The organism is Actinoplanes sp. NPDC049265 (assembly GCF_043197135.1).
GTDB lineage: Bacteria > Actinomycetota > Actinomycetes > Mycobacteriales > Micromonosporaceae > Actinoplanes.
Genome location: NZ_JBICSP010000001.1, coordinates 791667 through 808036 on the forward strand (window position 1 = coordinate 791667; position 16370 = coordinate 808036).

Below are 16370 nucleotides of genomic sequence, written 5' to 3' on the forward strand. Positions count from 1 at the left end.
GTCAGACTGCCTTCGCTGCGCGTGCCGCCCGGCCGAGACGCAGGGCGGAGATGAGGAACAGCACGCCGCCGACCACGGCGTACCCGGCGATGTTGCTCAGTGAGGCCCCCTCCCGCCCGGCCCCGGCGATGAAGGTCGACCCGGCCGCGACCGAGCCGGCCCCACTGAGGATCATCGCCCACTGTCCGCCGAGCTTACGGCGGCTCGCCCCGACCACGAGCTGGATCACACCGGCGACGACGGCCCAGGCGCCGAAGACCCGCAGCACGGCCGGGATGCCGTTGCCCGCCGCGACCGCCAGCCCGATCGCCGCCAGCGCGCTCATCGCGATGTTGAGGTAGAGGCCCTTGTTGCCGGACGAGCGGACGTCGACGACCGCCGCGGCCACGTCGACCAGCGGGTAGAGCACCAGCAGCGCGATCGCGAACGGGCTGAGCTCCTTGGCCGTCACCGCCAGCAGCCCGGCCCAGACGACGGCGAAGCCGAAACGGGTGAGGTACAGGTTCCGCAGGGTCATGGGGGCCTCTCGGTTAGTAGAAAGAACGTTCTATCCACTAACTCACGCCGGCCCGGACTTGTCAAGAACGAACGTTCTTTCTACTAACTGCTACGCTGGTCGGCATGCCGAGACCGCCCGGGGACCAGCGCGACCGCCTGCTGCGGCGGGCCAGCGCGGCCTTCTACACCGAGGGCATCCACGCCGTCGGCGTCGACCGGATCATCGCCGACGCGCAGACCACCCGGGCCACGTTCTACCGGCATTTCCCGAGCAAGGAAGACCTGATCGTGGCCTACCTGCGGGCCGCCGACGCGCAGATCAGGGCCGACCTCGCCGCCGGGGTCGAGGGCGCCTCACCGGCCGACGCCGTCCGCCGGGTCGCCGCCTCGATCGCCGGGCAGGTCAGCGGGCCCGGGTTCCGCGGCTGCGCTTTCCTCAACGCGGTCACCGAGTACCCCGACCCCGGCCACCCGGTGTACCGCGTCGTGGTCGAGCACCGGGACTGGTTCCTGCGTACCGTCACCGAGCTCTTCGGCGACGAACCGGCCGCGCGGCAGTTCGTCATGCTCCGCGACGGGGCGATGACCTCGGGCTGTGTCGCCGACGCGGACGCGGTGCGCGAGACCTTCCTGGCCGCCGTCGAGGAACTCCTCGCGGCGCACCCGATCCAGGACCGCTGAGGCACGACCATGTCGGTGATCGACAAGGTGTCCTCGATCCTCGACGCCTTCACCGCCGACGACCGCGGGGTCGGGTTCGCCGAGTTGCAGCGGCGTACCGGGCTGGCCAAGGCGACCCTGCACCGGCTGACCACCGAGCTGGTGGCGGCCCGGCTGCTCGACCGGTCGGACGGCCGGTTCCATCTCAGCGGGCACCTGTTCGAGCTGGGCATGCGCGCGTCGGTCGAACGGGGCCTGCTCGAAGTGGCCACACCCTTCCTCGAGGACCTGTACGAGCGCACCCACGAGACCGTGCACCTCGGGCTGCGTGAGGGCACCGAGGTCGTCTACGTCGCCAAGATGGGCGGCCACCGCCAGGCCCGGGCGCCGTCCCGGCTCGGCGGCCGGATGCCCCTGCACGCGACCGCCATCGGCAAGGCGCTGCTGGCCTTCGCCCCCGATCAGGTCCGCGCGGACGTGCTCGGCGCGCCACTGACCCGGGTCGCGCCCCGGACCGTGACCTCCGCCCTGCTGCTGCGGCGGCAGCTCGACGCGGCGGTGGAGGCCGGGGTGACCTTCGAGGCCGAGGAGTCGGCCGTCGGCGTCGTCTGCGTCGGCGCGCCGGTGCTCGACGCTCACGACGTCGCGGTCGCCGCGATCAGCGTGGCCGGCCCGGCCGCCCGGTTCGAGCCCCGGCGCCACGCCGCGTCGGTCAAGGCCGCCGCCGCCGGCATCGCGGCCACCCTGGCCCGCCGATCCGCCCTGCTCGGTTCCGCATAGCGGAACCTTTTGATGGAAGCGGCACCCGGTCCGGCGGCATCCTGACCGGCATGACCTCACCTGCGGCGCAACGCCTGCTCGACGCGGCGCGAAGCGCGACACCCTGTGCCCCGGTCCGGGACCTGATCGGCGCGGACGACATCGGCGCGGCCTACGCCGTGCAGCAGGAGATCGCCGCCGTGCGCGTGCGGTCCGGCGCCCGCGTGGCCGGCCACAAGATCGGCCTGACCGCGCCGGCCGTCCAGCGGCAGCTCGGCGTCGACCAGCCCGACTTCGGCCTGCTCTTCGACGACATGGACGTCAGCGGCCTGGCCGAGGTCCCGATCGACCGGCTGCTGCAGCCGCGCATCGAGGCCGAGGTCGCCTTCGTGCTCGGCGCCGACCCCGATCCGGACCACGTGGCCGAGTCGGTGGCGTTCGTGGCGCCGGCGCTGGAGATCGTGGACAGCCGGATCGCCGGCTGGGACATCAGCATCGCGGACACCGTCGCCGACAACGCCTCCAGTGGGCTGTACGTGCTCGGCCCGGCCCGGGCCGGCCTGGACCAGGTGCGGCCGGTGGACGTGCAGATGGAGATGAGCGTGGACGGCGAGGTGGTCTCCAAGGGCTCGGGCGCGGCCTGCCTGGGCGACCCGCTGGCCGCCCTGGCCTGGCTGGCCCGTGCGGCCCGCGATCAGGGCGATCCGCTGCGCGCCGGGCAGGTGGTGCTGTCGGGTGCGCTCGGCCCGATGGTCCCGGTGACCGCCGGCATCGCGGTGTCGGCCACCCTGACCGGCCTCGGCACGGTCACGACCAGGTTCGGTTCGTGATGGGTACGAAGGTCGCCGTGATCGGATCCGGCAACATCGGCACCGACCTCATGATCAAGGTCCTGCGCCACTCGGCCGGGCTGGAGATGGGCGCCATGGTCGGCATCGACCCGAACTCGGACGGGCTGGCCCGCGCCGCCCGCCTCGGCGTACCGACCACCTCGGACGGAGTGGCCGGCCTGCTCGCCCTGCCCGGCGCGGACGAGATCGGGATCGTCTTCGACGCCACGTCGGCCGGCGCGCACCGGGCCAACACGGCCGCCTTGGCCGGCCGGGGCATCCGCATGATCGACCTCACCCCGGCCGCGGACGGGCCGTTCGTGGTGCCCGCGGTCAACCTCGACCAGCACCGGGACGCGCCCGAGATCAACATGGTGACCTGCGGCGGGCAGGCGACCATCCCGATCGTGGCGGCGGTGTCCCGCGTCGTCCCGGTGCCGTACGCCGAGATCGTCGCCTCGATCGCCTCGCGGTCGGCCGGTCCGGGCACCCGCGCCAACATCGACGAGTTCACCGAGACCACGGCCCAGGCGGTCGAGTCGGTCGGCGGGGCCGGCCGGGGCAAGGCGATCATCGTGCTCAACCCGGCCGATCCGCCCCTGATCATGCGCGACACCGTGCTCTGCCTGGTCGGCGCGGAGTCCCCGGAGACCCGGGACGCGATCCGGGTGTCGGTCGAGGAGATGGTGGCCGTGGTCGCCAAGTACGTGCCCGGCTACCGCTTGAAGCAGCGGGTGCAGATCACGCCGGTGCCGGCCGGGCAGCCGGTGCACACGCTGACCGCCGGCGAACCGGTCACCCATCAGGTCACGGTGTTCCTCGAGGTCGAGGGCGCGGCGCACTACCTGCCCGCGTACGCCGGGAATCTCGACATCATGACGTCCGCGGCGCTCGCGGCGGCGGAGGCGATCGCATGACCAAGATCTTCATCCAGGACGTGACGTTGCGGGACGGCATGCACGCGGTCCGGCACCGGATGACACCGGACACCGTCGCGAAGATCGTCGGCGCGCTGGACGCGGCCGGGGTCGGCGGCATCGAGGTGGCGCACGGCGACGGGCTGGCCGGCGGGAGCCTGACCTACGGCCCCGGCTCGCACACCGACCGGGAATGGATCGAGGTGGCCGCGGCCAGCGTCCGCCGGGCCCGGCTGACCACCCTGCTGCTGCCCGGCATCGGCACCATCGCCGACCTGCGAAGGGCACACGAGCTGGGGGTACGGTCGGTGCGCATCGCCACGCACTGCACCGAGGCCGACGTCGCCGCCCAGCACATCGCGACCGCCCGCGAGCTGGGCATGGACGTGGCCGGCTTTCTGATGATGAGCCACCTGGCCGAGCCGGCCGCGCTGGCCGCCCAGGCCCGGCTGATGGAGTCCTACGGCGCGCAGTGCGTCTATGTCACCGACTCGGGCGGCCGGCTGCTGATGGACGGCGTCCGCGAGCGGGTCCGCGCCTATCGCGACGTGCTCGACCCGGCGACCGAGATCGGCATCCACGCCCACGAGAACCTGTCGCTGGCCGTGGCCAACTCGGTGGTCGCGGTCGAGGAGGGCGTGACCCGGGTCGACGCGTCGCTGGCCGGGCAGGGTGCGGGCGCCGGCAACTGCCCGATCGAGCCGTTCGTGGCCGTCGCCGAGCTGCGCGGCTGGGAGCACGGCTGCGACCTGTTCGCGCTCCAGGACGCGGCCGAGGACCTGGTGCGGCCGCTGCAGGACCGGCCGGTGCGGGTCGACCGCGAGACGCTGACCCTGGGGTACGCGGGCGTGTACAGCTCGTTCCTCCGGCATGCCGAGGTGGCGGCCGAGCGGTACGACGTGGACGTACGCCGGATCCTGGTCGAGGTCGGCCGGCGGCGGCTGGTCGGCGGCCAGGAGGACCTGATCGCCGACATAGCGTTGGACCTGGCCGGCTGAAACCCGGCCGGGGCGAGCAACCAGGGGCTCTCCCCCGGCCGCTCGCCCCGGCCGCTCGCCCGAGCCGGCGCCGGCGATGATGCATCGGTGTGCTCAGAGCGCTCTGAGCACACCGATGCATCACCGGGCGTGCGTCAGGTGACCACCTGCAGGAAGTCCTGGTCGATCTCGCGGTGGGTGTAGTTGATGCCGCGCGCCGCCTGGTCCATCGTCCAGGTGATGGGCCGGAAGTCCGGCCCGGTGCGGTAGCCGCCGGAGAAGACCTCGTTGCGGTTGCCCGACGGGTCGAAGAAGTAGATGGTGCCGCCGCGGGTGATGCCGTGCCGGGCCGGTCCGAAGTCGATCGGCACGTCGTCCATCGACATCACGTCGCCGGCCCGCAGCAGGGCGCTCCAGTCGTCGATCTGGTAGGCGAAGTGGTGCAGCTTGCCGTTGGGCCCGTTGACGAAGGCGATGTCGTGCGGGTTCTCGCCGCAGAACATCCACGAGCCGACCAGGTCGTCGGGCTCGTCCCCGGAGACCAGGCGTTCGGCCGGCCGGAAGCCCAGCGCGTCGGCGAAGAACCGCTCCAGCAACGCCGGGTCCTCGGTGGTGATCAGCGCGTGGTTGATCCGGGGCACGCCGATGCCGCGCAGGCCGGTGCGGGGCCACGGATCCGGGTTGATCTTGCCGACCGCGGTGCCGAGGTACTCGACCTCGGAGTACAGCTCCAGGACGTGCTCGCTGGGCAGGGTGACACGCAGCCCGTCGCCGATGCCGGCGTTGTCGCCCTTGCTCATCCGCTCGGCCGACGCGCCGAAGGCGGTGACCCGGTTCTCCAGGTCGGCCAGGGAATCGTCGCCGGTCACCTTGTATCCGAACTTGACCAGGCCCACGCCGCCCTCCTCGAGCACGACCGAGTGATGGTCGTCCTCGTCCCAGGACTTGAGGTAGACCCGGCCGTTCTCCTCGTGGACCGCGTCCATGCCGAGGGTGTTCTGGTAGTGGTGGCGGGCACGGGCGAGGTCGGTGACGCGGACGTGCACGTAACCGAGGCGGACGACGGACATGGCTACCTCTTCTCGGGGTTCCGGAACGCCGTACGCGGCCCACTGGCCAGCATCGGGCGCAGATCTCTCTCGCGTTGCTCGACGACGACGTCGCCGAGCGGGACGGCCTGGCAGGGCAGGCAGAGCCCGGCCGCGCGATCGGCGGCGCTGAGCGCCGACTCGGCCACCGGGACGGGATAGGTGACGGCGCCGGACAGGACGCGGCACTTGCAGATCCCGCAGCCGCCGCGCCGGCACCGGTAGCGGCTGCGCCACCCGGCCCGGCGCAGACCCTCGACGATCGTCTCGCCGGAGCGGACGCCGACCGTCGTCCCGGCCGGGGCAACGGTGACCAACGGCATGACCCGCACCTCCCTCGACCTAAAAGTTCATCAGGTTTCGAGAGTGTAACCACCGCTCAACGCCGCTTGCCAGAAGGCGGGCGCTATAAAGTTTCTAAAAGTTGTGGAACTATACGGCGATGAGCGAACAAGGTCTGAGCATCGACGTGAACGGGGTACGCACCAACTACCACGACCGCGGCGACGGTCCTCCGCTGCTGCTCATCCACGGCTCCGGTCCCGGAGTCTCGGCCTGGGCCAACTGGCGTACGGTCCTGCCCGTCCTCTCCGAGCGGTGGCGCGTCGTCGCGCCCGACATCCTCGGCTTCGGCTACACCGAGCGCCCGGCCGGCGCCGTCTACCACCCGGACGCCTGGCTCGCCCACCTGACCGGTTTCCTCGACGCGCTCGGCCTAGACCGCGTCTCGGTGGTGGGCAACAGCTTCGGCGGCGCGCTGGCCCTGCGGCTGGCCGTCGAGGCGCCGGAACGGGTCGACCGGCTGGTGCTGATGGGCAGCGCCGGCGTGCGCTTCCCGATCACGCCGGGTCTGGAGGCGGTGTGGGGGTTCGAGCCGTCGCTGGCCGCGATGCGCGCCCTGCTCGGCTGGTTCACCTTCGACACCGCCGGCCTGGCCGACGACCTGGCCACGATCCGGCTCGCCGCCGCCTCCCGGCCCGGCGTCCAGGAGGCCTACCGGCGGATGTTCCCGGCGCCCCGGCAGGCCATGGTCGACACCCTGGCCGTGGCCGAGGACCGGGTCGCCGCCCTGCCGCACCGCACGCTGCTGGTGCACGGGCGCGACGACCAGGTCATCCCGCTGAGCACCTCGCAGCGGCTGCTCGACCTCATCCCCGACGCCGAACTGCACGTCTTCGCCCGGTGCGGGCACTGGGTGCAGATCGAGCGGGCGGCCCGGTTCGCCGCCCTGGTCGGCGGCTTCCTGACCGCGGACGCGCGGCCCCGCCCGCATGCCATGATGTCCCGGTGACGCCGACCCCCGCCCGACGCTGATGCCCTCGGTCGCCGAACGCATCGCCGCCGACCTCGAGGACGAGATCCTCCGGCGGCGGCTCGACGCGGGCGCCCGGTTCGCGCTGCGGACCGAGCTGATCGACCGGTTCGGGGTCAGCGCCAACGCCATCAACGAGGCCCTGCGCATCCTCCGTGAGCGCGGCGTCATCCAGGTCAAGCCGGGCGTGCAGGGCGGGGTCTTCGTCGCCCAGCCGCCGCCGCAGCTGCGGCTCGGCGCCATCGACGTGTGGTTCCGCGGCCTGCTGGCCGACCCAGTCGACCTGTTCGAGGCCCGGTCCCGGCTGGAAGACAGCCTGGCCGGGGTGGCGGCCGAGCGGGCCACCCCCGAGGACTGCCGCGACCTCGACTGGGCGCTGGAGGAGTTGCGGGAGGCCCGCGACGACCCGCGCCGCTACCTCGACGTCAACCTGCGCTTCCACAGCGCGGTGGCCCGGGCCGCCCGGGTGCCCGTGCTGGCCGGCATGTACGAGTCCATCGTCGTCCTGGTGCGCGGCACCCTGGTGCGGGCCGAGTTCGCCGGCCCCGGTGCGGCCAAGGTGATCGACGAGAACATCACCGTGCACGCCCGGATCGCCCGGGCCATCCGGGAACGCGACCAGGCGGCCCTGGCCGTGGCGCTCATCGACCACCGCGCCGACCTGGTCCGCCTGCCCGACTCGTCGCGCTCACCCGGCGGCGCCGGCCGCGACCCCGACGCGTCGCATGCCATCGGCGCATCGTCCACGAAGGATGACTGAAGGACGACAGTCGGTGACGCATTCCTTCAGATAGCGTTCAGCTCGCGTCCGCTCGTATCCCGTACGGGCGTCCTATCGTGCGCTGAGCTGCTCGCTCTTACCTGGAGGGTTCGTGTCCCGATTAGCTGCCGCGGTTCTGTCGCTGTCTCTCGCCGGTGCCGCCGGTCTGCTCACCGCCACCCCGGCGGCCGCCAACCCCGGCGGCACCGGCCTGGTCATCAGTGAGGTGTATGTCAACGGCGGTTCGGCCGGCGCGACCTTCACCAACAAGTTCGTCGAGTTCCACAACCCCACCGCGGCGGTGATCCCGCTGACCGGCGACACGCTGCAGTACCGCGCGCCGGCCAGCACCGTCGTGCCGAGCGGGTCGCAGGTCTTCGCGCTCTCCGGTTCGGTGCCGGCCGGCGGCCGTTTCCTGATCCAGCTGCCCAGCAACGGCGCCAACGGGGCCGCGCTGCCCGCCGCCGACCTGAGCACCGGCAACTCGGTCAACCCGGGTGCGGCCGGTGGCACGCTCTACGTCGTGGCCGGGCTCTCGGGTGTGCTGCCGACCGACGCGTCGGTCATCGACAAGATCGGCTGGGGGACGAGCAACTCGCCCGAAGGCACCGCGCCCACCGGCAACTCGGTGACCCTCAGCTATCAGCGCTCGGCCGCCGGCGCCGACACCGACAACAACGCGGCCGACTTCACCACGGCCGCCCCCACGCCGCGGAACGCCGGCAGTCCCGACCCCGATCCTGACCCCGATCCTGACCCCGATCCTGATCCCGACCCTGATCCCGCGCAGACCACCATCGCCGAGATTCAGGGCACCGGCACCGACGCCTCCCCGCTCGCCGGGCAGAACGTGGTCACCGAGGGCGTCGTGACGGCCACCTACCCGACCGGCGGCTTCAACGGCTTCTACCTGCAGACCGGCGGCCCCGACACCACACCCGGCGCCTCTGACGCGGTGTTCGTCTTCGGCTCGATCTCGGCCGCACAGGTCGCCGCCGGCGACAGCGTCCGGGTCAGCGGCAAGGTCACCGAGTTCCAGGGCCTGACCGAGATCGGCAGCCCGGCGGTCACCGAGCTCGCCACGCCGCTGCCCGCTGTCACGCCGGCCGCCCTGCCGTGGTCCGAGCTGGACACCGCGGGCGAGAAGGAGGCCCACGAGGGCGAGCTGGTCGCGCCGCGGGGCGAATTCACGGTCAGCGACAACTTCGACGCCAACTGGTACGGCTCGTTCACGCTCGCCGCCGGCGACGAACCGCTGCGTCAGCCCACCGACGTGGCCGCCCCGGGCAGCGCCGAGGCCCAGGCGGTGGTGGCCGGCAACGCCGCCCGGGCGATCACCCTGGACGACGGCTCCAGCCTGAACTACAGCTCGGCCGCCAACTCGGGCAAGCCGCTGCCCTGGCTGACGCCGGCGCACTCCGTGCGTACCGGATCAGGGGTTTCCTTCGCCCAGCCGCTCATCCTCGACTACCGCAACTCGCTGTGGAACCTGCAGCCCCGGCAGCCGGTCACCGACGACGGCGCGGCGGTCGCGACGTTCACCGACACCCGCGCCGCCAACCAGCAGCCGGCCCCGCTCAAGGGCGTCAAACTGGCCACCTTCAACGTCGAGAACTACTTCCCGACCACCGGCCAGGAGTACGTCGCCCAGGGCCGCGGCACCTGCAAGTACTTCAACGACCGGGCCGGCACCCCGATCGGAGTGGACTCGTGCACCGGCTCCGGCCCGCGCGGCGCCGCCACCGAGGAGAGCTTCCAGCGGCAGCAGGCGAAGATCGTCACCGGCATCAACCGGCTCGGCGCCTCCATCGTCTCGCTGGAGGAGATCGAGAACTCGATCTGGTTCGGGGAGGCCCGCGACACCGCGCTGTCCGGCCTGGTCGACGCGCTCAACGCCAAGGCCGGCGCCGGCACCTGGGCGTACGCGCCGTCGCCGGCCGCCGCCGGACTGCCGCCGCAGGCCCAACAGGACGTCATCCGCACCGCCTTCATCTACAAGCCCGCCGACGTGGCTCCGGTCGGCCCGCCGACCGTGCTGACCAGCGCGTCCGACGACGGCGAGCCGTTCTCGATCGCCCGCGAGCCGCTGGCCCAGGGCTTCCGGAAGAAGGGCGCCACCGAGCTGGACACCTTCCTGGTGGTGGCCAACCACTGGAAGTCGAAGGGTTCCGGCGCCGCGCTCTACCCCGGCGACGAGCAGGACAGCCGCCCGGCGTACGACCAGGGCTCGTTCAACCAGACCCGGGTGCGCGAGGCCCGGGAGACGCACGCCTTCGCCACCAGCACGGCCAAGGCGCTGGGCACCGACCGCATCTTCCTGCTGGGTGACTTCAACGCGTACACCCACGAGGACCCGATGCAAGAGCTGTACGCGGCCGGCTACACGGATCTGGCCGGCAGGTACGACGCGGGGGAGCACTCGTACTCCTTCGACGGCCTGGCCGGCTCCCTCGACCACGTGCTGGCCAACGGTCCCGCGCTCAAGATGGTCACCGGCGCCGACATCTGGCAGATCAACGCCCAGGAGTCGGTGGCCTACGCCTACAGCCGCTACAACTACAACGCCACGCTGCTGTTCGACGCCGGCGACCCGTTCGCCGCGTCCGACCACAACCCGGAGATCGTCGGCCTGACCTTGCCGTCCCTCCCGGAGTGGCAGAGCAAGAAGATCTACAACAGCGGTGACCTGGCCGCCTACCAGGGCCAGGTGTGGCGGGCCCTGTGGTGGACCCAGGCCCAGCCGCCGGGCGACCCGTACGGCCCGTGGGAGCAGATCGCCACGGCCCCCGACGGAACCGCCCTGTGGACCCCGTCGCGCATCTTCACCGCGGGCGACATCGTCACCTACCAGGGCCACCGGTTCCAGGCCCAGTGGTGGACCCGCAACCAGGCGCCCGGCGCGGCCTTCGGTCCCTGGAAGAAGCTCAGCTAGCCACAACGAGGCGGCGGCGCGGGCAACCTCGCGCCGCCGCGGTCGGGCCGCGTGGCATGGTTGATCTATGTCTTCCCCCTCCGAGGACGCGCGCCTGACCGTCGGACCGCCCGCTGATCACGCCGCCGGGCTCGAAGCGGTGCGGGTCAGCATGGGCCGGGCGGTCAAGCAGATGGGTGTGGTCAAGGCCGCCCGCAACCTGCTGACCCTCAACCAGGCCGACGGCTTCGACTGCATGAGTTGCGCCTGGCCCGATCCGAAGGGGCACCGGCACACCGCCGAGTTCTGTGAGAACGGCGCCAAGGCGGTCTCCTGGGAGGGGCAGCGGGACACCGTCGGCCCGGCCTTCTTCGCCGCGCACCCGATCGCCGAGCTGGCCGGGCAGACCGACCACTGGCTGGAGAAGCAGGGGCGGCTCACCCACCCGATGGTGCGCCGGGCCGGTGGCACCCACTACGAACCGATCTCCTGGGACGACGCGTTCGCACTGGTGGGGGAGCACCTGCGGGCCCTCGCGACGCCCGACGAGGCGGTGTTCTACACCTCGGGGCGGGCCAGCAACGAGGCCGCCTTCCTCTATCAGCTGCTGGCCCGGGCGTACGGCACCAACAACCTGCCCGACTGCTCCAACATGTGCCACGAGTCGACCGGGACGGCGCTGGCCCGGACCATCGGCATCGGCAAGGGCTCGGTCTCGCTCGACGACCTCCACCAGGCCGACCTGATCGTGGTCTCGGGGCAGAACCCGGGCACCAACCACCCCCGGATGCTCACCGCACTGGAGATCGCCAAGCGGGACGGCGCGAAGATCCTGGCCATCAATCCGCTGCCCGAGGCCGGGCTGTTGCGCTTCGACAACCCGCAGAAGGCGCGCGGGCTGGCCGGGCGGGGCACCGCGCTGGCCGACACGCTGCTGCCGATCCGCTCCAACGGCGACCTGGCGCTGTGGCAGGCCATCGGTCACCTGCTGCTCGAGGCCGACGCGCTCGACCACGAGTTCATCGCGTCCAGCACCGTCGGTTTCGAGGCCTGGGCCGAGCACGTACGCCACCTCGACCGCGACGCCGTCCTGGCCGCGACCGGGCTGACCTGGGCCCAGATCGAGGACGCGGCGGCGATGCTGGCCGGCGCGAAGCGGATCGTGCACTGCTGGGCGATGGGCATCACCCAGCACCACAACGCGGTCGCCACGATCAAGGAGTTCGTCAACGTCGCCCTGGCCCAGGGGATGATCGGCAAGCCCGGCGCGGGGCTGTGCCCGGTCCGCGGCCACTCCAACGTGCAGGGTGACCGGTCGATGGGCATCTGGGAGAAGCCGCCGGCGTCGTTCCTGGACGCGCTGCGGACCGAGTTCGGGTTCGAGCCGCCGCGCGCCCACGGCTACGACGCCGCCGACGCGGTACGCGCGTTCCGGGACCGGCGGGCCAAGGTGTTCGTGGCGCTAGGCGGCAACTTCGTCGCCGCCATGTCGGACACCGACGTGGTGGCCGAGGGGATGCGCGGCGCCGAGCTGACCGTGCAGATCTCCACGAAACTCAATCGCAGTCACGTCGAACCCGGGCGTACCGCGCTGATCCTGCCCACCCTGGGACGCACCGAGCAGGACCGGACCGGGGGTCTGGTCCAGCGCGTCACCGTCGAGGACTCGATGTCCGAGGTGCACGCCTCGCGGGGCCGCGCGACGCCGGCCGGGCCGCTGCTGCGCTCCGAGGTCGACATCATCTGCGGGCTGGCGGCGGCGACGCTCGGTGACCGGCACGGCATCGACTGGGCCGGCTTCACCACCGACTACGACCGGATCCGCGACCGCATCGGGCAGGTGGTGCCCGGCTGCGCCGGTTATACCGAGCGGATCAGCACCGGCGGCTTCACCATGCCGCACCCGCCGCGCGACTCGCGGACCTTCCCGACGCCGGAGGGCAAGGCCGTCTTCACGGTCAGCCCGATCGAGGTGCTGCAGGTGCCGCCCGGCCGTCTGGTGCTGCAGACGCTGCGCAGCCACGACCAGTTCAACACCACGGTGTACGGGCTGGACGACCGGTACCGAGGCATCAAGGGCGGCCGTCGCGTGGTCTTCATCAGCGCCGAGGACCTGGCCGAGCTCGGCCTGGCCGACGGCGACCACGTCGACCTGATCTCCGAGTGGATCGACGGCCGCGAGCGTCGCGCGGACCGGTTCCGCCTGGTCGAGTACCCGACGCCGAAGGGTTGCGTCGCCGCCTACTACCCGGAGACGAACCCGCTGGTGCCGCTGGACTCGCAGGCCGCCGAGAGCGGCACACCGACCTCGAAGTCGGTCATCGTCCGGTTGTCGCGGGCCGGTGCTCAGGCGCCGTCGAAGAAGCCGTAGAGCTTGGCGAGCCGGCCGTTCGGAGTGTGGATCAGGACATCCATCCCGGTCCCGGTCGGGTCGCCGCCCTCGGGGCCGAACGCCCAGCCGAACCGCACCTGCCGGTGGTGGGCGTCGATCGGACCGAGGAGCCAGAACACCGAGCCCGGGAACCGCGCCTGGAAGTCGCCGATCATGGCGTCGATCTGGTCCGGGCCGGTCACGTCCTGGAACGGGTCGACGTACTGACCGTCGGGTTCCCAGACGGCCTCGATCTCGGCCCGGCGGCGGGCCGGATCGCTGTCGTTCCAGGTGCCGAGGTATCGGGCGACGAGCTGGTCGATGTCACTCATCCGGTGCACTCTCCTCGGCCGCGGTCGGTGCGGAAGGCCGGTCCCGATCCTGCCAGAGCGGCGGCGGCCGTGGCCGGGTCGGTTGCGTCCGCAAATGTTCAGACCAGCTGACCGATGGCCTCGACGACCAGCCAGACGCCGAAGACGGCGAACAGCGCCGCCGCGCCGTACTTGATGGCCTTTTCCGGCAGGCGGCGGCCGAGGAAGCGGCCGATCAGGATGGCCAGCGCGTCGGCGGCGACCATGCCCAGCGTCGAGCCGAGCCAGGTGCCGAACCAGCCGTGCTGGGTGGCCAGCGTGATCGTGGCCAGCATGGTCTTGTCGCCCAGCTCGGCCAGGAAGAACGCGACGCTGACGGCCACGATGGCCGACCGCTTGGTCAGCTCGGCCTTGCTCTTCTCCTCCTCGGTGAGCGTGTCGCCGCGCAGCGTCCACGCGCCGAAGCCGAGGAAGGCGACCCCGGCGACCAGCGCGATCCACCCGGTCGGCAGGGAGGCGCCCAGGCCGTACCCGATGCCGACGGACACGGCGTGCACGACCGCGGTGGCCACCGTGATCCCGATGAGGACCGGCAGCGGTTTGAACCGGGTCGCGAACGTCAAGGCCATGAGCTGCGACTTGTCACCGAGCTCGGCGACGAAGATGACACCGAAACTGAGCGCCGTAGCGGCGAGGATCCCATCCAACGGAGTGCCTTTCACCATCAGGCCGGGGCGGGCACGGTGACCTCGACCCGGCATCTCAGCCAGATCGAAGGTCTCGCCCGCCTCACCGAACCTGGTGAGGCCGCGTGGCCGGGTGCGAACCGCACACCAGTATGTCGACCACGACGTTGGGAGCTACTCCCCTTCGCGACATCCACCCTATCGGCCGGTTTGCCGAGGTCGCAAAGAACCTCGCCGGTGATCTCGGCCTCAGGCACGCTGACCGCATCGACCTGTGGGACGAGAAGTATCGGAGCGTGCACCGCCTGCTCAGCGGCGAGCCCAACGCCCTGCTCGGCGGTACCGGTTGACGACGAAGTCTCCCAGCCGGTACTCACCCGCAGCGGGTCCGTCGGTCAGCACCTCAAGACCATAGACGCAGGGCGCCGCCGGCCGGGGCCGGCGGCGCCCTTCACGAGGGGTCAGTTGCCGTCGAGGACGGGCGGGGGCTTACCGACGTAGAAGGCCGCCGCCTCCTTGCCGAGGACGGCCACGTCGAGGGTGCAGGCCTCGAGCCAACCGGCCGCGATCTCCTTCTGACGGCACACCGCGGCCGCGCGTTCGCGCAGCTTCGGGTCGAGGTCACGGGCGAAGAACGGCTTGTCGGGGTTGCTCTCCTCGGCCTTGCCGCCACACGGCGACAGCAGCGAGCCGTCCGGCTTGACGCGCCAGCTGTCGCCGTACTTGTGGTAGAGGTCGTCGAAGGTCAGCGGCACCGGGAAGATCGTGCCGTCCCGGGCCTCGAGGAGTTTGATGTTGTTGTCGGGGTTGCCGAGCAGCCCGCGGACCTTGGTCGGCCAGGTCCCGACGCCGACGTGGACGTCGAGGTAGGCGCCGCGCGGGGTGACGGTGACGCTGTTGCCGTCCTCGTCGGTGATCACGTACGAGCCGTCGGGCGCCCGGGTGACGTTGACGCCGGAGTCGAGGACCAGCGGGCGGTCCTTGAGCTCGACCTTCTCGCCGTCGACGACGACCGTGTCGCCGCCGCAGACCGCGACCTGGGTCTTGCCCATGCGGGTGCCGATGGCCTGGTTGACCGAGGCGTAGGGCCAGGTGGGTGCGCCGGAGATGTGCCGGGCCTGCACCTCGAAGTCGGGTCCGACCTCGGCCAGGGTGTAGTCGCCGACGCCCTGGAAGTCGTAGCCGAGGCCGGCGACGGTGAGCGCGTGGACGTCCCCGGCGGTGACCGCGGCCGCGCAGTTGGCCACGCTCGCGCCGGTGTGCTGGTTGAAGGTCAGGGCCGGGCCGGGCTGGGACGCCACTGGCGCGGTGGGGCCGAAGCTGAGGTTGTTGGTCTCACCCGTGAAGCCGGTGGCCACGCAGGTGGGTGCGGCGCGGCCGCCGTAGAGGACACGGTTGCGTACGGTCATGGCGGCGCCGGCGTTGAAGCTGAACATGCCACCGCCGTCCTCGTTGCCGCCGTAGCCGAAGACGTTGAACTCGGAGGTGTCCCAGCCGGCGGCCGCGTTGACCGAGTTGTCGCCGGTGCGGGTGTACGCGGTGGACCCGTTGAACAGGGTGACGCTGTCCGAGCCGGCGCTCACCTGACCGGAGAGGCTCAGGTTGGCCAGGTTGGTGATCGGCTGGTTGGGTACGGCCACCGCGCCGCCGCTGTTGTTGCGGTAACAGTAGATATCGCCGACGCCGCCGAACTGGAACTGGCCCCAGCCGCCCGGGCAGGCGGTGTTGTAGTGGAGCAGCCAGTACTGGATGAAGGCGGCCCCCGAGCCGCCGTCGTTGGCGTAGACGAACTGCTCCCAGCCCCGGCAGCCGGCGTTGGGTGAGCCCGCGCAGGCCGTACTGCTGAAGTAGTTGGTGTTCATCTGCAGCGTGTACGCGTTGGCGACGGGCGGCCCGGCGTTGCCGATCGGGCCGCTGCCGCTGGTCACATTGGTGACGTTCTCGAAGGACCCGATGGCGGTCTGGATGAAGCTGCCGGCCGGCACCCGGGCCGCGACGTCGGATCCGTTGCCGACGACCAGCGGGCGGGCGCCGTCCTTGGGCGGCATCGGCAGCTTGGGCGCGGCCACGCACGCCGTCGGCTGCCAGGCGGTGTTCGGGTAGACGGCGGTGTAACAGCCGGTCGATGCCGGCCGGTTCACCTTGGCGACCTGGTTCTGCCAGGCGTTCAGCCCGGGTTTGGCCGGGTCGGCGGCGTGGGCTACGCCCGCCAGACCCAATGTCAGTAGTACGGCGCCCAACGCGCCGAGGATTCTTCGCATGGCCGTTCCTCCCCAAAAAAGCGGTCAGG

16 protein-coding genes are annotated in these 16370 nt (G+C 71.6%); 10 read left to right on the forward strand and 6 right to left on the reverse strand.

Features of this window, described 5'->3' with window-relative positions; genetic code table 11:
• Position 1: 1 nt before the first annotated feature.
• On the reverse strand, positions 2 to 517 hold the full coding sequence (locus tag ACGFIO_RS03855) for a hypothetical protein (RefSeq protein ID WP_392821601.1): 516 nt from the start codon (positions 515 to 517) through the stop codon (positions 2 to 4).
• 104 nt (positions 518 to 621) lie between these two features.
• On the opposite strand from ACGFIO_RS03855, the gene ACGFIO_RS03860 reads away from it, so the two are divergent.
• From ACGFIO_RS03860 to dmpG, 5 genes are read left to right on the forward strand one after another with little or no spacing between them, the layout of a single operon-like run.
• Complete coding sequence (locus tag ACGFIO_RS03860; RefSeq protein ID WP_392821604.1) at positions 622 to 1179, forward strand: TetR/AcrR family transcriptional regulator; 558 nt, start codon at positions 622 to 624, stop codon at positions 1177 to 1179.
• A 9-nt stretch (positions 1180 to 1188) separates the two neighbouring features.
• A complete protein-coding gene (locus ACGFIO_RS03865) occupies positions 1189 to 1938 on the forward strand; it encodes an IclR family transcriptional regulator (RefSeq protein ID WP_392821607.1) in 750 nt (249 codons plus the stop codon).
• 50 nt (positions 1939 to 1988) lie between these two features.
• Positions 1989 to 2747: a 2-keto-4-pentenoate hydratase gene (locus tag ACGFIO_RS03870; protein WP_392821610.1), complete on the forward strand. Its 759-nt coding sequence runs from the start codon at positions 1989 to 1991 to the stop codon at positions 2745 to 2747.
• Complete coding sequence (locus ACGFIO_RS03875; RefSeq protein WP_392822580.1) at positions 2747 to 3664, forward strand: acetaldehyde dehydrogenase (acetylating); 918 nt, start codon at positions 2747 to 2749, stop codon at positions 3662 to 3664. The genes ACGFIO_RS03870 and ACGFIO_RS03875 overlap by 1 nt, the downstream gene beginning before the upstream one ends.
• Positions 3661 to 4662, forward strand: coding sequence for a 4-hydroxy-2-oxovalerate aldolase (gene dmpG, locus ACGFIO_RS03880; RefSeq protein ID WP_392821611.1), 1002 nt, complete (start codon positions 3661 to 3663; stop codon positions 4660 to 4662). The genes ACGFIO_RS03875 and dmpG overlap by 4 nt, the downstream gene beginning before the upstream one ends.
• 134 nt (positions 4663 to 4796) lie before the next feature.
• Here dmpG and ACGFIO_RS03885 read toward each other — a convergent pair whose 3' ends face one another.
• On the reverse strand, positions 4797 to 5711 hold the full coding sequence (locus ACGFIO_RS03885) for a catechol 2,3-dioxygenase (RefSeq protein ID WP_392821614.1): 915 nt from the start codon (positions 5709 to 5711) through the stop codon (positions 4797 to 4799).
• A gap of 2 nt (positions 5712 to 5713) precedes the next feature.
• On the reverse strand, positions 5714 to 6052 hold the full coding sequence (locus tag ACGFIO_RS03890) for a 2Fe-2S iron-sulfur cluster-binding protein (protein ID WP_392821616.1): 339 nt from the start codon (positions 6050 to 6052) through the stop codon (positions 5714 to 5716).
• A 119-nt stretch (positions 6053 to 6171) separates the two neighbouring features.
• On the opposite strand from ACGFIO_RS03890, the gene ACGFIO_RS03895 reads away from it, so the two are divergent.
• The 4 genes from ACGFIO_RS03895 to ACGFIO_RS03910 all read left to right on the forward strand — a co-directional run bounded on the left by ACGFIO_RS03895 (position 6172) and on the right by ACGFIO_RS03910 (position 13083).
• Complete coding sequence (locus ACGFIO_RS03895) at positions 6172 to 7020, forward strand: alpha/beta fold hydrolase (RefSeq protein ID WP_392821618.1); 849 nt, start codon at positions 6172 to 6174, stop codon at positions 7018 to 7020.
• Between the two features lie 22 nt (positions 7021 to 7042).
• Complete coding sequence (locus tag ACGFIO_RS03900; RefSeq protein ID WP_392821621.1) at positions 7043 to 7801, forward strand: FadR/GntR family transcriptional regulator; 759 nt, start codon at positions 7043 to 7045, stop codon at positions 7799 to 7801.
• Between the two features lie 112 nt (positions 7802 to 7913).
• Positions 7914 to 10733, forward strand: a complete 2820-nt coding sequence (locus ACGFIO_RS03905; protein ID WP_392821623.1) for an ExeM/NucH family extracellular endonuclease — start codon at positions 7914 to 7916, stop codon at positions 10731 to 10733.
• Between the two features lie 67 nt (positions 10734 to 10800).
• Positions 10801 to 13083: an FdhF/YdeP family oxidoreductase gene (locus ACGFIO_RS03910; protein WP_392821626.1), complete on the forward strand. Its 2283-nt coding sequence runs from the start codon at positions 10801 to 10803 to the stop codon at positions 13081 to 13083.
• Here ACGFIO_RS03910 and ACGFIO_RS03915 read toward each other — a convergent pair.
• Together ACGFIO_RS03915 and ACGFIO_RS03920 are read right to left on the reverse strand one after the other, a co-directional pair.
• Entirely contained in the window at positions 13059 to 13415 is a 357-nt protein-coding gene (locus tag ACGFIO_RS03915; protein ID WP_392821627.1) for a nuclear transport factor 2 family protein, read from the reverse strand. The genes ACGFIO_RS03910 and ACGFIO_RS03915 overlap by 25 nt on opposite strands.
• 98 nt (positions 13416 to 13513) lie before the next feature.
• Positions 13514 to 14101, reverse strand: a complete 588-nt coding sequence (locus ACGFIO_RS03920) for a TMEM165/GDT1 family protein (RefSeq protein WP_392821630.1) — start codon at positions 14099 to 14101, stop codon at positions 13514 to 13516.
• 131 nt (positions 14102 to 14232) lie between these two features.
• Between ACGFIO_RS03920 and ACGFIO_RS03925 the strand changes: the two genes are divergently transcribed.
• On the forward strand, positions 14233 to 14430 hold the full coding sequence (locus tag ACGFIO_RS03925; protein WP_392821632.1) for a hypothetical protein: 198 nt from the start codon (positions 14233 to 14235) through the stop codon (positions 14428 to 14430).
• A gap of 111 nt (positions 14431 to 14541) precedes the next feature.
• Here the strand turns inward: ACGFIO_RS03925 and ACGFIO_RS03930 are convergent, their stop codons facing one another.
• On the reverse strand, positions 14542 to 16341 hold the full coding sequence (locus ACGFIO_RS03930) for a VWD domain-containing protein (protein WP_392821634.1): 1800 nt from the start codon (positions 16339 to 16341) through the stop codon (positions 14542 to 14544).
• Positions 16342 to 16370 lie beyond the last annotated feature (29 nt).

Coding starts and splice junctions, on each gene's coding strand:
- dmpG (WP_392821611.1), top strand. CDS start 3,661: ATGACCAAGATCTTCATCCAGGACGTGACGTTGCGGGACGGCATGCAC.
- ACGFIO_RS03890 (WP_392821616.1), bottom strand. CDS start 6,052: ATGCCGTTGGTCACCGTTGCCCCGGCCGGGACGACGGTCGGCGTCCGC.
- ACGFIO_RS03860 (WP_392821604.1), top strand. CDS start 622: ATGCCGAGACCGCCCGGGGACCAGCGCGACCGCCTGCTGCGGCGGGCC.
- ACGFIO_RS03895 (WP_392821618.1), top strand. CDS start 6,172: ATGAGCGAACAAGGTCTGAGCATCGACGTGAACGGGGTACGCACCAAC.
- ACGFIO_RS03855 (WP_392821601.1), bottom strand. CDS start 517: ATGACCCTGCGGAACCTGTACCTCACCCGTTTCGGCTTCGCCGTCGTC.
- ACGFIO_RS03900 (WP_392821621.1), top strand. CDS start 7,043: ATGCCCTCGGTCGCCGAACGCATCGCCGCCGACCTCGAGGACGAGATC.
- ACGFIO_RS03865 (WP_392821607.1), top strand. CDS start 1,189: ATGTCGGTGATCGACAAGGTGTCCTCGATCCTCGACGCCTTCACCGCC.
- ACGFIO_RS03925 (WP_392821632.1), top strand. CDS start 14,233: ATGTCGACCACGACGTTGGGAGCTACTCCCCTTCGCGACATCCACCCT.
- ACGFIO_RS03885 (WP_392821614.1), bottom strand. CDS start 5,711: ATGTCCGTCGTCCGCCTCGGTTACGTGCACGTCCGCGTCACCGACCTC.
- ACGFIO_RS03915 (WP_392821627.1), bottom strand. CDS start 13,415: ATGAGTGACATCGACCAGCTCGTCGCCCGATACCTCGGCACCTGGAAC.
- ACGFIO_RS03875 (WP_392822580.1), top strand. CDS start 2,747: ATGGGTACGAAGGTCGCCGTGATCGGATCCGGCAACATCGGCACCGAC.
- ACGFIO_RS03910 (WP_392821626.1), top strand. CDS start 10,801: ATGTCTTCCCCCTCCGAGGACGCGCGCCTGACCGTCGGACCGCCCGCT.
- ACGFIO_RS03930 (WP_392821634.1), bottom strand. CDS start 16,341: ATGCGAAGAATCCTCGGCGCGTTGGGCGCCGTACTACTGACATTGGGT.
- ACGFIO_RS03870 (WP_392821610.1), top strand. CDS start 1,989: ATGACCTCACCTGCGGCGCAACGCCTGCTCGACGCGGCGCGAAGCGCG.